Below are 13467 nucleotides of genomic sequence, written 5' to 3'. Positions count from 1 at the left end.
TCTTTTTCCTTATGAAATAATTGATTTTCGACATTCTATCTCTTGTTGCTTTACTGTGCAATAGTTTGATATGATTTAAACGATGATTATATGGAGAAAAGCGACGAAATTCAGTCGATTTGGATATTTTTTCGGAGGTGAAGAGAATGTCACGTATTTCTATGGAACAAGTTAAACACGTTGCCCATTTGGCACGTTTGGCCATTACGGAAGAAGAAGCACAACAGTTTCAGCATCAGCTTGACCAAATGATTTCATTCGCGGAGCAGTTGAATGAGCTTGATACGGATCAAGTAAACCCGACTTCTCACGTTTTGGATATGAAGAATGTTATGCGCGAAGATGTCGCAAAACCAGGATTGCCAGTAGAAGAAGTAGTTAAAAATGCACCGGATAGCAAAGAAGGATATATCCGTGTACCATCTATAATTGAATAAGGAGGGACAATGATGTCGTTGTTCGAACAAAAGGTTTCTGAGCTTCATGAACGCTTACATAAGAAAGAGATAAGTGTCACTGATCTTGTTAACGAATCGTATAATCGAATCGGACAGGTAGAGGACAAGGTGAAGGCATTTTTGACACTTGATGAAGAAAACGCCCGCAGTCAAGCAAAACGATTGGATGATCAATTGGTTAAAGGCGAGAACGAAGGCGCTTTATTTGGTATGCCAATCGGAGTGAAGGATAATATTGTCACTAAAAATTTGCGTACGACTTGTGCGAGCAAAATTTTGGAGAACTTTGATCCAATCTATGATGCAACCGTAGTTCAAAAACTACAAAAGGAAGAAACGGTTACGATCGGAAAATTGAATATGGATGAGTTTGCGATGGGTTCCTCTAATGAGAACTCCGCATTTCAAGCAACACGCAACCCATGGAACACGGAATATGTGCCAGGCGGTTCTTCGGGTGGTTCAGCTGCATCCGTCGCTTCCGGTGAAGTCCTATTCTCTTTAGGTTCCGATACGGGTGGTTCGATCCGCCAACCAGCGGCATATTGTGGAGTTGTCGGCTTAAAGCCTACATATGGACGGGTTTCCCGGTTCGGACTTGTAGCTTTTGCGTCTTCATTGGACCAAATTGGGCCGGTCACAAGAACGGTTGAAGACAACGCCTATTTACTTGAAGCGATTTCAGGTGTAGATCCAATGGACTCGACCTCTGCTAATGTTGACGTACCGAGTTTTGTGAATTCGTTAACAGGCGATGTTAGAGGATTGAAAATAGCTGTGCCTAAAGAATATCTTGGTGAAGGCGTTGGCGAAGAAGCACGTAATTCCGTACTTGAAGCGTTAAAAGTATTAGAGGGGCTTGGAGCTGAGTGGGAAGAGGTATCCTTGCCGCATTCCAAATATGCCTTAGCTGCTTATTATCTGCTTTCTTCATCTGAAGCTTCGGCTAACCTTTCACGTTTTGACGGTGTGCGTTACGGGCATCGTACAGATAATGCAGAAACTCTTATAGAAATGTATAAGCAAACCCGTGCAGAAGGATTCGGTGACGAAGTGAAGCGCCGTATCATGCTTGGAACGTTCTCCTTAAGTTCCGGGTATTATGATGCTTATTATAAAAAGGCTCAAAAAGTACGTACGTTAATCAAAAAAGACTTTGAAGATGTGTTTGAAAAATACGATGTCATCGTTGGGCCGACTACACCTACGCCTGCATTTAAAATTGGTGAGAAAGTAGACGATCCATTAACGATGTATGCAAATGATATCTTGACGATTCCAGTCAATCTTGCTGGTGTACCGGGTATATCCGTGCCATGTGGATTCGCAGCGAATGGGCTTCCGCTTGGACTGCAAATGATTGGAAAGCATTTTGATGAAAGCACGATTTACCGCGCGGCTCACGCATTTGAGCAAGCAACAGATTTTCATAAACAATTTCCTAAGCTGTAAGGGGTGAAAAAAATGGACTTTGAAACGGTGATTGGTCTAGAAGTACACGTAGAATTAAAAACGGATTCTAAAATTTTCTCGGCGAGCCCAAACCATTTTGGTGCCGCTCCAAATAGTAACACGACTGTAATCGACCTAGGCTACCCAGGTGTATTGCCTGTCGTCAATAAAAAGGCTGTTGATTTTGCAATGAAGGCTGCAATTGCCCTGAATTGCGAAGTGGCGGAAATTACGAAATTCGACCGGAAAAATTATTTTTACCCGGACAATCCTAAAGCCTACCAAATTTCACAGTTCGATCAGCCGATCGGTGAGCATGGTTGGATTGAGATCGAAGTGGGCGGCAAGAAAAAGAAAATTGGCATTACCCGCATTCATATGGAAGAGGATGCCGGAAAGCTGACACATAAAGGGAACTATTCACTTTGTGATTATAACCGCCAAGGTACGCCACTTGTTGAAATCGTATCTGAACCGGATATCACTTCCCCAGAAGAAGCTTATGCTTATCTGGAAAAGTTGAAATCGATCATTCAATACACAGGCGTTTCCGATTGTAAAATGGAAGAAGGCTCACTTCGCTGTGATGCTAACATTTCCTTGAAACCTGTCGGGCAAAAGGAATTCGGTACGAAAACCGAATTGAAAAACTTGAACTCATTCAACTTCGTTCGCAAAGGATTGGAGCATGAAGAAATCCGACAAGCGGAAATCTTGAATGAAGGCGGCATAATCGAACAGGAAACTCGCCGGTTCGACGAAGCTACAGGCAGAACGGTACTAATGCGAATTAAGGAAGGCTCCGATGATTACCGTTACTTCCCGGAACCTGACTTATTGACAATCCATATCGATGAAGAATGGAAAGCACGTATCGCTGCCGAGATTCCGGAACTTCCGGATGCCCGGAAAAAACGTTATGTCGAAGAATTTGGCTTACCTGAATATGATGCAGCCGTTTTAACGGTAACGAAAGAAAGTGCTGATTTCTTTGAAGCGACAGTCGCTTCAGGCGCGGATGCGAAACTAGCATCTAACTGGATCATGGGTGAGGTTTCAGCTTTCTTGAATGCAGAAGGTAAAGAGCTGCATGAAGTCAAATTGACTGCTGAATCGTTGGCTGGAATGATCAAGCTGATTGAAGATGGTACGATTTCTTCTAAAATCGCTAAAAAAGTTTTCAAAGAATTAATTGAAAACGGCGGAAATGCTGAAACGATCGTCAAGGAGAAGGGACTAGTCCAAATTTCCGATGAAGGCGCATTGCGTACAGCCGTTGAAGACGCATTGAATAATAACCCGCAATCAATTGAAGATTTTAAGGCCGGTAAACAAAAAGCAATCGGCTTCCTTGTCGGGCAGATCATGAAAGCGACAAAAGGACAAGCCAATCCACAGCTTGTTAATAAAATTTTGGTGGAAGAAATCAATAAACGTTAATATTGACCGTATCACTTTTAAAGTGGTACGGTTTTCTCTTGATTAAGAAAAAGGTTCACTGTGAAAAGCTTGAAAATAATTTTTGTTTTTTTTTGAGTTATCTGTAGGGGTAACTCCTTTTTGTGTCGTCTATTACATGAATGTTTAACAGGAAAGGAGGGAGAGAAGTGACGGATGAGTTAGTTGAGAAGGTTAGGGCTGGGAATGATCATGCATTCCGAATGTTGATTGAAACTTATAAACAGACGGTTTATAGAACCGTCTTTTCCGTCTTGCGGAATCAAAAGGATGCAGAAGATGTTACCCAGGAAGTCTTTATCAAAATCTACACTTCTCTTCCTCAATATAAAAACCAAGGTTTCAAAACTTGGATTACCCGAATTGCGGTCAATCATGCAATCGATTTAAAGAGAAAAAGGGAACGCCAAAAGGAAGAATTGCAGGACGAACATTCATCGGAAGCTAATTTGGGCTTAACTGATGATGTCGAGGCAATATTTTTTCGGAATGAAAGGCGAAAGCAAGTATTACGGAAGCTGAATGACCTTCCAGAGGGATATCGGGATGTTGTATATGGCTATTACATAAAGGAAAAAACTTTCAAGCAAATTGCAGAGGAACAGCAGATTCAAGTGAAATCTGTGGAGGTAAAGCTATATCGGGCGAGAAATTGGATGAGAAAACATTGGAAAGAGGAGGATTTTTCATGAATCATGTTCCTGAAGCAGAATGGGTTGCATATTTGGCAGATAAAATACCAGAGGCTCTAAAAATTGAATATGAAAATCATCTATACTCCTGTGACAAGTGTTTGTCCGCCTATATGGAAGCGATGGAAAAAGAAGAAATCAGTCAGGACATTGAAGGATTTGATATTGATATAGCAGGTCCTGTCATGGACTCGATTGGCCGATTGAAAGGCGGCTCTGTTGAAGAGGAAAAGCAACACCGAAATGAGAAATCACTTCGGACGATAACAAGACATTACCTGATTGCGGCCGGGTTTACGATCTTATTGATGGCAGGCGGAGTATTTCAATCATTGACAGAATACGTGGATTCTGTGGAATCAAGCAGTGAAAAGGAAGCACAGTCCTTAACCGATGGACTTATTGATAAAACATTTAATTGGATGGAAACTATCGAAAAGAAAAATAAGGAGGGGTTTAGAAATGAATAAAAGTCCGGTATTAGCTTTTTTATTATCTTTTCTGCCAGGTTTCGGACATTTTTACCTAGGAAGGAAATATAAAGGGTTATTTTATTTTCTTGCCACGGCTGGATTGGGGCTTGGTGGTCTTTTTCTTTCTTTGATCAGTCAATCGGATGCGTTTCTGGCTTTTCCCATTATTGGAATGGTGTTTTATTTCATCAGTATATTTGATTTGGTGGTCACCTCACTGAGGAATCCTAAAAGTGAAGAGGATGTAGAGGGAATGACAGATCAGCCGGAAGCGGAAAGATTTTATGTAATCATCCTTTCCTTCGTTCCTGGATTAGGGCATTTTCAGCTGGGCCTCATGAACCGTGGGCTTATTTTTCTCATCGGCTTTTTAGGCCTTGGCATCATGGTGATATTCATCAGTTTGATGACACAAATGGAAGGTCTGTTAATTTTCATGGCACTATTGCCTGTTATCTGGATTTACAGCTTTTTTGATTCAGTTCAACAGCTGAATAAAAAGCAAAGAGGTGAGGAGCTTATCGATCGAACCGTTTTGGAAGATTTCGAGGAGAGACGGGAATCCGGGAAGAAGAGTAAATCGGTCGCGACTTTATTCGCTATTTTCCCTGGTGCAGGTCACTTATATTTGGGGCTGCAAAAACGTGGGATACAATTGATGGCCGGCTTTTTATTCGCCATTTATATACTGGATTTACTCCGGTTAGGTTTCTTCTTTTTCCTTATTCCGATTATCTGGTTTTATAGTTTTTTTGATGGATTGCAAAAAGCTTCGAAAATGGAAGAGGGTCAAGTAGAAGATACGCCCATCATTTCGGGAATGGTCAATCATCAAAAATGGGTAGGGTTGGGGTTGGTGGGACTTGGAATCTATTTCTTGGCCAGTAATATAATCGTCCCGGCCATTGCTCCTCATTTAGATGAATGGATTGGAAGCAACTTGGAATACTGGTTTAGAGATTATTTTCAAAAAGTTCTTGTATGCATCCTTCTTATAGGCGGGGGAATCAAACTGATGTCGGGAAGTAAAAAAGGGAGAGCCAAGGAGGAGACAAAATGAGAACATGGAGAGTCGGAACGATTTCAATGGGGATTTCCCTGGTTGGTTTGGGTTTGGTTTTATTGGTTTCCCAAATTGCGGATATGAATTTGACGACGATTCTGCTATCATGGTGGCCGTTGCTGTTCATAATCTTGGGTGCAGAGATTCTCTTCTATATTTATTTTTCGAGAAAAGAAAGTTCTTTTGTAAAGTATGATATTCTTAGCATTCTTTTCGTGGGATTGCTTGGAACACGGGAATAGTTTTAATTCTGCTAACATCAAGCGGATTGATGGATCAAGTAAGGGCTACCGTGAATAGTGAAGAGAAAACGGTCAATTTGCCTGGTTTCAATCAAAAGGCAGGGAAAGGCATACAGAGAGTTGTCCTGGACTCTGGTACATACCCATTGACTATTGAAAGTGGTAATGACGGAGAAGTTTCCGTTTTTGGTACATATGGTGAGCGGGTAATGAAAGATACTGATTCTTTGTTGAAGAAGGCTGAAGATTATTTACTCGTTGAGAGAAAAGGTGATACGCTTTATATTAGCTTCAAGGATTTGCCGATTCAAAATGGACTTTTGGACAGTGGGACAAAGAATCTTAAGGCAACTCTTATAATCCCTGCTGAGTTGGCAGTGGAGATAGACGGAAAAAGTACCGATCTTGTCTTGAAGCCTAGAAAACTCTTGAATGACTGGAGTGTGAAGGATAGCGGAAATCTAAGTGTATTCCTTCAGGATAATAGTGATATCAAGATAGATGCTAGAGGGGTCGAGGAACTTGAAGGTCCTGAGAATAGCTGGAAGATGACTGAAGTGAAAGAAGAAACAAGTGAAGAAGGTATTGTTAAAAAGAATGGGATATTCAATATTGGTAAAGGGAAACATACTTTAACGGTTACCGATACATTTAACGTGAATGTTCAATATCCATGATCGAAATCATTTACTAGAATAAAATTGTAAAAAGCATTATAATTTCCCTGATACGATTTCTAGTAAAATGCATATAAAGGTATGGACCGAAATACGGTCCTCTTTTTTTCGAATATTGCTTTTCATGTAATGAAGGATTAAGATGTAAATTATGGAATCAATATGTATAAGGATGATGGGAAATGAAAAGAGCAAGGTTGATTTACAACCCGACTTCGGGCCGGGAAGCCATTAAGAAGAGCCTGCCAGGTGTGCTAGCAAAACTTGAAGAAGCTGGTTATGAAGCTTCTGCACATGCGACGACCGGTGCCGGGGATGCGACGAAAGCCGCTAAGATAGCGATTGAACGCGGCTATGATATAGTTATTGCAGCAGGGGGCGACGGTACGATTTATGAGGTTGTTAATGGACTGGCCACTGCGGAGAAACGTCCGAAACTAGGAATCATTCCGACGGGAACGACCAATGACTTCGCCCGGGCACTGCATTTACCGAAGTCGATCGAAGGGGCAGCCGAAATTATTGCCGGTGGGCATACGATGCCGGTGGATATTGGGAAAATGAACGATAAATATTTCATCAATATTGCTGGCGGGGGCAGATTGACCGAATTGACCTACGACGTGCCGATCAAGCTGAAAACCATGCTTGGTCAGCTAGCATATTATATTAAAGGAATTGAAATGCTTCCTTCAATAAAGCCGACGGAAGTGTCTATTGAATATGATGGAAAGCTTTTTGAAGGAGAGATCATGCTTTTCTTGGTGGCTAATACGAATTCGGTCGGCGGCTTCGAGAAACTGGCTCCTGACGCCTCTTTGAATGATGGGATGTTCACGTTGCTTATTTTGAAAAAGGCAAACCTCGCTGATATTGTCCGTGTCGCAACATTGGCAATGCGCGGTGAACATATCCATGATAAAAACGTCATTTATGAAAAAGCCAATCGAATTAAAGTACATGCCAAAAATGACATGATGCTTAACTTGGATGGGGAATTTGGCGGGATGGCCCCAGCTGAATTCGTAAATCAGTACCGCCATTTTGATGTATTCATCCCGCAAGGAATACTGCCGGACGATCCGGCAAATAAATAGGTTGAAAAGGCCACTGAATCTGGTGGCCTTTTCAGTTTAATGAAGCAAGGAGAATTGCAAACATGTATATCAGGAAAGCAACACCGGAGGATGCTGAAAAGGCAGCCGTATTGACCCGGTTAGCGATTAAGGAAATTGCAGAGGTATTGACAGGCGAAACGGAAGAAGAAAGGATACTTTCCGTTCTTTCCGATTTGTTCAGGAAAAGTGGGAATCGAATCAGCTATGAAAATACGCTTGTCAGTGAACATGATGGACAAGTATCTGGATTGATCATTGCTTACCATGGCAAGGATGCCGAAAGTTTGGATGAACCGATAGTGAAGCAATTAAGGATGAAAATGAAAGACCCAAGCGTTACGCTCGATAAGGAAGCGGAAATGAGAGACTTTTATTTGGATACTGTGTCCGTTGACCCGAATTTTCAAGGAAAAGGAATTGGTAGTGCCCTGATTCAATATGTAGAGGGATACGCTAAACATAAGGGATATCCAAGAATTTCTTTAGTCGTTGAAAATGAAAATGAAGCGGCGAATCGTCTCTATAGCAGATTAGGATATATGGAAATGAAAACCATTTCGATTAGCGGCCATGAATTTCGCTATATGGTGAAGGAAATAGAAGAACCTCCTGTTTAGCAGGAGGTCCTTTTTAGTCATTTGAAATTTGGTACTGTATGCGATTACATTTGCTGCCCGTTCATGGCTGCCCAATCAGAGTAAACTCCTGTGCCATTACAGCCGGGACAGTCGTGTATATCGGAAAAATGATATTCCGTAGGTACGAAGGAGCTGTATCCACGTCCGTAACAATCCGGACAGAGGCCTTTTTCCTCCATACTTGCTCGGTGTTTTTCTAACCTTGTAGCATTCCAGGCCGATATAGAGTTAAATAAACCCATTTCCTCACCTCATCTGTTTTTCCTTATTTTTCATTTTTTATTGAACTTTTATTCATGGAACTTGAAAAATCCGTAAATTCCTTCCACTATATTTTTATGAAAACCAGGGTAAATTGGTGAGTGGTTTTGTGGCGAGGCCTCTATTGTGGTAAAATACAGGCTAGCATAAAAAAGAAAAGAGAAGATGATATGAAAAAAACAGCACCAGTTGCTAAAAATGATATTATAGAGGTTTTATTTGAAGATTTAACACATGAAGGAGCTGGCGTCGCTAAAGTCGATGGCTACCCGATCTTTGTTCAGAGCGCCCTTCCAGGTGAAAAAGCAAAAATTAAAGTGATGAAAGCTAATAAGGGTTATGGCTTCGGACGCTTGATGGAGATTATCGAAAACAGTCCATACCGGGTTGAGGTCACGACTGAGGATTACCATAAATACGGTGGTTGTCAGCTGCAGCATATGAGCTATGAAGGACAGTTGGAATACAAGGAAAAGCAAGTGCGTGAAGTGATGACACGCATCGGGAAACTTGAGGATGTGAAGGTTCATCCAATCATCGGGATGGAGAATCCGACCCATTATCGTAATAAAGCGCAAGTGCCTGTTGGTGAAAAGGATGGCAAGCTAATAGCAGGGTTCTTCAAACCGCGGACACATGAAATTGTTGAAACAAAAGAAAGCATTATCCAAAATGAAGTGATCAATGAATCCGTTCAAGTTGTTAAAGAGATTTTCAGTAAACTTGGTATCCCTGCATACAATGAAGAGGCGCATAAAGGTGTATTGCGGCACATCATGGCCCGTTATGGCAAGCAAACAGGTGAATTAATGATCGTTCTCGTTACAAGAACGAAAAGTATCCCTTTCATCGAAACAATCGTGAAGGAAATCGGTGAACGTCTTCCACAAGTGAAATCCATCGTTCAAAACGTGAATTCCAAGAAAACGAATGTTATCTTAGGCGATAAAATGACTGTACTATGGGGCGACGAAGTGATTCATGATATGATCGGTGATGTGAAATTTGCGATATCAGCAAAATCCTTCTACCAAATTAATCCAGACCAAACGAAAGTCCTTTATGATAAAGCTCTTGACTATGCAGGGCTGACAGGTGAAGAATCGGTGATTGATGCCTATTGCGGCATTGGAACCATCTCTTTATTTTTAGCTAAAAAAGCGAAAAAAGTAATCGGTGTCGAAGTGGTCGAAGAGGCGATAGAAGATGCACGCCGCAACGCTGAATTGAATGATATCTCAAATGCAGAATTCATGGTTGGCGATGCAGGTAACGTTATTGCTGAATGGTATCAAAAGGGCAACACTGCGGATGTCATCGTTGTGGATCCTCCTCGCAAAGGTTGTGAAGAGTCCCTTCTGAATACGATCATCGAGATGAAGCCAAACAAAGTCGTATACGTATCATGCAACCCGGGCACTCTGGCGCGTGATCTTCATATCTTGGAAGAAGGCGGATATAAAGCAGTTGATATCCAGCCTGTCGATATGTTCCCAATGACGACACATGTTGAAAATGTAGTGTTATTAGAGTTGAAATGATGGAATGGGGCCCGGTCTAGATGACCGGGCCCTACAGTTTTTTTATGGCTTGTACAATTTGGACGTTGATTTCCTCTTCAGGCACTTGCCTTCCGCGGGCGGTCAGGGAGTCTCCCCCAGACGCGCTTTTCTAAGCAGGAGCCTCGCACACCCGCTCCAATCACTTTGTTATTTAAATTTAGATAGAAACCATGCCTGAGGAGTTGAAGGTGTTGCTTTGGGGCAGGTGGTTCGGGAACATCATGTGATGAAAGATATGTGTTCGGAACCCCCTACAGGCTGTGGGTTCCGGTCAATGACCGGGCCCTTTTTCACGTGATTAAATTGAAGTGAAAGGAGGGGGATTTTTTTTTTGAATGGATATTCTTGACGCTCTGACTTGGACATATAGTAAGGATATATAAAATGTGAGGCAGGTGATTTTATTAATTTTCAAAAAGCGGTTGCTGTAATTGTTGGTAGCTTATTGGTGGGTATTGGAATCAATGGTTTTTTAGTTCCTCACCATTTAATAGATGGCGGCGTTATTGGGATTGCACTCATCCTTCATTATTTCTTTGGTTTTCAAACAGGGCTATCCATGTTGATCCTCAGTATTCCTATATTTTTATATGCCTGGTACTATGAACGGTCTTTTTTCTATAGCAGTGTTCACGGATTGCTTCTGACATCCCTTTTTATGGATTGGTTTAATCCATTGAAAAAGGTCTTTTCCATGTCGATACTAACAAGCTCTTTGATTGGCGGTGCCATCATAGGGATGGGCATAGGTCTCATGCTCCGATATGAGACAAGCAGCGGGGGAACGGATATGTTAGCCAAAATTATCTCGAAGTCTACTTCCATGGATATTGCATTGGCGATTATCGTCATAGATACACTAATCATTTCAGCTGCAGCATTCACCTTAGGTATCGAAATTTTTCTTTTTTCATGTGTGACGATCGTCATCATTGGACTGATCACTTCGCTTATGAAAGTGAAAATATGATTAGTTCCTTAAGATATGGGTCACTTCATCTATTGCCCTTTGCAGCTTTTCGCTATTTTTGCTAAACATCTCTTTAGCTTCCTTTGATTCAGTTCCAAGTGCAAACAACTCTAAGTCCGCTTGGCATTTTTTCAAGGTCGCGAGCATAAGAGGTTTTTCTTGAGGAGAAGGAACTTTAAGTTTATCATCAAAAAGGTCCACGGTTAATTCACCGTTGGAATTAGCTTGACCAAGAAACACATTATCAAGGATTACACCCAACTTATCCAGTTCAGTATGAAGCCAATTTCGGTTCAGTCCAATCGTGGAAAGCGGTTCATCAAGTATGTTACCGTCCATAATGATGGTTTGTGGCTCCTTTACTGCAGCCACTGACAGGTTAAGGTCCTTAGATGTTATAGGTTGATTTTGCTTCTTTAACATTACGGAAAAATCCCCGTTGGCTTCCAATAAGGCAAACTCAACTTCAGAAATATCGAAGACATCCTTTTTCCGGAGCAATACCAATAATTCATCGATGGTATATTTCTCTTTTTTTAAATTATCTTCCATGACTTTCCCATCTTTGATGAAAACCGATGCTTTTCCTTCCACAAGATCACGGAAAGTTTTACTTTTTAGGGATATTGATCCTGCAATGAAGGGTGCTATGGCAAAAACAAGAATGGACAGTACACCATGTATAATATTGCCCTCCACTTTCGTAGCTAATTCTGCACCAACATTACCAATGGTTATACCCGTTACATATTCAAAAAAGGAGAGCTGGGACAATTGTTTTTTTCCTAGCACTTTTGTGATCACAAAGAGAACAATTAAAAAGAAAAATGAACGCAAAACAATTTCCATCCAACCCGGCATTACCAAACACCTCCTGCTTGATCAGTGTATTTAAAAACCTTTATATTGTGGCTCTTCCCGTTCTAACTCTCCCACACGCTTCTGTACATCCTTCATAACTTCATTCACCACCAGCATCGTTTCATGCAAGATGCGTTTAGATTCATCATCTTGAGTCCGGAGTGCTAAGCTGGATAAACCTGCTTCAACTCCTTTAAGGCTAGAGACACATTGTTTTACATTAGAAGCTATCGTCATACAGCATCCTCCTTATCCTTTGGATCTAAATATAATGGCTTGAAACACTTCGAGGCTGTTTTTCCCGGCACTGGTTACTTCAATCTTGCCAGTGACAACAACCGATCAATCCATGCTTTTCCGCAGCCGCGAATGTTCATCCGAATGAGCAGGCACTTCAACCCTTATATGACCCGATTTCATTCATATTCAATCGAAACGGCATGGGCAATGCATGGGATCGTCTCACTTTGTTGAAAGGATAGGGGAGATAATAAGGCACCGGTAGCCACGACTAGCAATCGTTTTATTTCTCCCTTTTTCATGCGATTCAATAAATGACCATAAACAACGGTTGCGGAACATCCAGGGCCGCTTGCCCCGGACAAGACCGGTTGACCATCCCTGTATATCATTAAACCACAATCTTTATATTGCTCTTCTTTAATTGGTGTACCATGTTTTTCCAATAGTGCCAGTGAAACTTCATGTCCAATCTTTCCTAAATCCCCGGTTACTATTAAATCATAATAGGATGGGTCGAGGTTCCGTTCTCTTAAATGGGCTTCAATCGTATCTACAGCAGCTGGGGCCATGGCACCGCCCATATTGAAAGGGTCAGTCAATCCCATGTCGATGACACGGCCAATCGTAGCTGAAGTGACCCTTGGGCCTTCCCCGGCACTACTTAATAAGGCCACTCCTGCCCCCGTAACGGTCCATTGGGCTGTTGGAGGTTTTTGCCCTCCGTATTCAGTTGGGTAGCGAAATTGCTTTTCTACTGCGGCGTTATGACTTGATGCTCCTGTCAATAAGTACTCTGCCCCTTTGGTATTGACAAGGTATGCACCAAGAGCCAGTCCCTCCATGGAGGTGGAGCAAGCACCAAATAAGCCGAGATAAGGTGTTCCCAGTGTACGACAGGCAAAACTCGTAGGAGTTATTTGATTGATAAGGTCGCCTCCAAGGAAAAATTGAATCTGTTCCTTCTGAAGACCCGCCTTTTCGATTGCTTTTGTACTCGCTTCTTCCAATAAGACTTTATGTGCCTTTTCATAGGTATCTTGATTTATCCATAAATCGGAATGGAGAAGATCGAAATCATCCGCAAGCAAACCTTCTGCTTCAAATGGACCGCCAACGGTTCCTGTGGAGACGATGACAGGCTTTTGATCAAACACCCATGTGCGATGCCCCGTAAGCATTATAAACCACCCCATTGTAGAGTATTGTCAGTGCTTAGATAAAACCTTGGAAAAACATAGCTCCCTCACGATTTTCTATGGCTGCGGATATAGCGGCATCACCGAAACATAATCCCGCCGG

At 41.8% G+C, this 13467-nt stretch carries 16 protein-coding genes; 12 read left to right on the top strand and 4 right to left on the bottom strand.

The annotated features are described in order from the left end of the window. Window positions 1-146: 146 nt before the first annotated feature. The 10 genes from gatC (at window position 147) to J7J00_RS05030 (ending at window position 8250) form a co-directional block, all read left to right on the top strand. Window positions 147-437, top strand: a complete 291-nt coding sequence (gatC, locus tag J7J00_RS05075) for an Asp-tRNA(Asn)/Glu-tRNA(Gln) amidotransferase subunit GatC (RefSeq protein WP_076372748.1) — start codon at window positions 147-149, stop codon at window positions 435-437. Window positions 438-449: 12 nt separating this feature from the next. Further along, the gene (gene gatA / locus J7J00_RS05070; RefSeq protein ID WP_214788176.1) at window positions 450-1910 is read left to right on the top strand and encodes an Asp-tRNA(Asn)/Glu-tRNA(Gln) amidotransferase subunit GatA; all 1461 of its coding nucleotides are present in this window, start codon (window positions 450-452) and stop codon (window positions 1908-1910) included. A 12-nt stretch (window positions 1911-1922) separates the two neighbouring features. Then, window positions 1923-3350 carry an Asp-tRNA(Asn)/Glu-tRNA(Gln) amidotransferase subunit GatB gene (gene gatB / locus J7J00_RS05065; RefSeq protein WP_214788173.1) on the top strand — a complete coding sequence of 476 codons (1428 nt, stop codon included), beginning with the start codon at window positions 1923-1925 and terminating at the stop codon, window positions 3348-3350. Window positions 3351-3517: 167 nt separating this feature from the next. Further along, complete coding sequence (locus J7J00_RS05060; RefSeq protein WP_309487134.1) at window positions 3518-4060, top strand: sigma-70 family RNA polymerase sigma factor; 543 nt, start codon at window positions 3518-3520, stop codon at window positions 4058-4060. After that, complete coding sequence (locus J7J00_RS05055) at window positions 4057-4530, top strand: hypothetical protein (RefSeq protein WP_214788166.1); 474 nt, start codon at window positions 4057-4059, stop codon at window positions 4528-4530. Before J7J00_RS05060 ends, J7J00_RS05055 begins: the two co-directional genes overlap by 4 nt. Further along, window positions 4523-5593: a hypothetical protein gene (locus tag J7J00_RS05050; RefSeq protein WP_214788163.1), complete on the top strand. Its 1071-nt coding sequence runs from the start codon at window positions 4523-4525 to the stop codon at window positions 5591-5593. The genes J7J00_RS05055 and J7J00_RS05050 overlap by 8 nt, the downstream gene beginning before the upstream one ends. Further along, entirely contained in the window at window positions 5590-5838 is a 249-nt protein-coding gene (locus tag J7J00_RS05045; protein WP_214788160.1) for a LiaF transmembrane domain-containing protein, read from the top strand. The genes J7J00_RS05050 and J7J00_RS05045 overlap by 4 nt, the downstream gene beginning before the upstream one ends. A 29-nt stretch (window positions 5839-5867) precedes the next feature. After that, entirely contained in the window at window positions 5868-6515 is a 648-nt protein-coding gene (locus J7J00_RS05040) for a hypothetical protein (RefSeq protein ID WP_214788157.1), read from the top strand. A 182-nt stretch (window positions 6516-6697) separates the two neighbouring features. Continuing rightward, window positions 6698-7612 carry a diacylglycerol kinase gene (locus J7J00_RS05035; protein WP_098370377.1) on the top strand — a complete coding sequence of 305 codons (915 nt, stop codon included), beginning with the start codon at window positions 6698-6700 and terminating at the stop codon, window positions 7610-7612. A gap of 62 nt (window positions 7613-7674) precedes the next feature. Beyond that, a complete protein-coding gene (locus J7J00_RS05030) occupies window positions 7675-8250 on the top strand; it encodes a GNAT family N-acetyltransferase (RefSeq protein ID WP_214788154.1) in 576 nt (191 codons plus the stop codon). A 44-nt stretch (window positions 8251-8294) separates the two neighbouring features. Here J7J00_RS05030 and J7J00_RS05025 read toward each other — a convergent pair whose 3' ends face one another. Then, window positions 8295-8513 carry a hypothetical protein gene (locus J7J00_RS05025; protein WP_076372766.1) on the bottom strand — a complete coding sequence of 73 codons (219 nt, stop codon included), beginning with the start codon at window positions 8511-8513 and terminating at the stop codon, window positions 8295-8297. A gap of 189 nt (window positions 8514-8702) precedes the next feature. On the opposite strand from J7J00_RS05025, the gene rlmD reads away from it, so the two are divergent. Next, complete coding sequence (gene rlmD / locus J7J00_RS05020) at window positions 8703-10073, top strand: 23S rRNA (uracil(1939)-C(5))-methyltransferase RlmD (protein WP_214788151.1); 1371 nt, start codon at window positions 8703-8705, stop codon at window positions 10071-10073. A 469-nt stretch (window positions 10074-10542) separates the two neighbouring features. After that, the gene (locus J7J00_RS05015) at window positions 10543-11064 is read left to right on the top strand and encodes a YitT family protein (protein WP_396020484.1); all 522 of its coding nucleotides are present in this window, start codon (window positions 10543-10545) and stop codon (window positions 11062-11064) included. On the opposite strand, the gene J7J00_RS05010 is transcribed toward J7J00_RS05015, so the two are convergent. The 3 genes from J7J00_RS05010 to spoVAD form a co-directional block, all read right to left on the bottom strand. After that, window positions 11065-11925 carry a DUF421 domain-containing protein gene (locus J7J00_RS05010; RefSeq protein WP_214788148.1) on the bottom strand — a complete coding sequence of 287 codons (861 nt, stop codon included), beginning with the start codon at window positions 11923-11925 and terminating at the stop codon, window positions 11065-11067. 30 nt (window positions 11926-11955) lie between these two features. Continuing rightward, window positions 11956-12162: a DUF1657 domain-containing protein gene (locus tag J7J00_RS05005; RefSeq protein WP_076372773.1), complete on the bottom strand. Its 207-nt coding sequence runs from the start codon at window positions 12160-12162 to the stop codon at window positions 11956-11958. Between the two features lie 179 nt (window positions 12163-12341). After that, on the bottom strand, window positions 12342-13346 hold the full coding sequence (spoVAD, locus tag J7J00_RS05000; protein WP_214788143.1) for a stage V sporulation protein AD: 1005 nt from the start codon (window positions 13344-13346) through the stop codon (window positions 12342-12344). Window positions 13347-13467 lie beyond the last annotated feature (121 nt).

The sequence above is a fragment of the Bacillus sp. ISL-4 genome (genome assembly GCF_018613275.1).
GTDB classification, from domain to species: domain Bacteria; phylum Bacillota; class Bacilli; order Bacillales; family DSM-1321; genus Peribacillus; species Peribacillus simplex_E.
This window is presented reverse-complemented; position numbering and strand designations above follow the sequence as displayed.

Excerpts from the sequence above, each read along its gene's own strand:
- gatC (WP_076372748.1), top strand. The coding sequence starts at position 147 with ATGTCACGTATTTCTATGGAACAAGTTAAACACGTTGCCCATTTGGCA.
- gatA (WP_214788176.1), top strand. The coding sequence starts at position 450 with ATGTCGTTGTTCGAACAAAAGGTTTCTGAGCTTCATGAACGCTTACAT.
- gatB (WP_214788173.1), top strand. The coding sequence starts at position 1,923 with ATGGACTTTGAAACGGTGATTGGTCTAGAAGTACACGTAGAATTAAAA.
- J7J00_RS05055 (WP_214788166.1), top strand. The coding sequence starts at position 4,057 with ATGAATCATGTTCCTGAAGCAGAATGGGTTGCATATTTGGCAGATAAA.
- J7J00_RS05050 (WP_214788163.1), top strand. The coding sequence starts at position 4,523 with ATGAATAAAAGTCCGGTATTAGCTTTTTTATTATCTTTTCTGCCAGGT.
- J7J00_RS05045 (WP_214788160.1), top strand. The coding sequence starts at position 5,590 with ATGAGAACATGGAGAGTCGGAACGATTTCAATGGGGATTTCCCTGGTT.
- J7J00_RS05040 (WP_214788157.1), top strand. The coding sequence starts at position 5,868 with ATGGATCAAGTAAGGGCTACCGTGAATAGTGAAGAGAAAACGGTCAAT.
- J7J00_RS05035 (WP_098370377.1), top strand. The coding sequence starts at position 6,698 with ATGAAAAGAGCAAGGTTGATTTACAACCCGACTTCGGGCCGGGAAGCC.
- J7J00_RS05030 (WP_214788154.1), top strand. The coding sequence starts at position 7,675 with ATGTATATCAGGAAAGCAACACCGGAGGATGCTGAAAAGGCAGCCGTA.
- J7J00_RS05025 (WP_076372766.1), bottom strand. The coding sequence starts at position 8,513 with ATGGGTTTATTTAACTCTATATCGGCCTGGAATGCTACAAGGTTAGAA.
- rlmD (WP_214788151.1), top strand. The coding sequence starts at position 8,703 with ATGAAAAAAACAGCACCAGTTGCTAAAAATGATATTATAGAGGTTTTA.
- J7J00_RS05010 (WP_214788148.1), bottom strand. The coding sequence starts at position 11,925 with ATGCCGGGTTGGATGGAAATTGTTTTGCGTTCATTTTTCTTTTTAATT.
- J7J00_RS05005 (WP_076372773.1), bottom strand. The coding sequence starts at position 12,162 with ATGACGATAGCTTCTAATGTAAAACAATGTGTCTCTAGCCTTAAAGGA.
- spoVAD (WP_214788143.1), bottom strand. The coding sequence starts at position 13,346 with ATGCTTACGGGGCATCGCACATGGGTGTTTGATCAAAAGCCTGTCATC.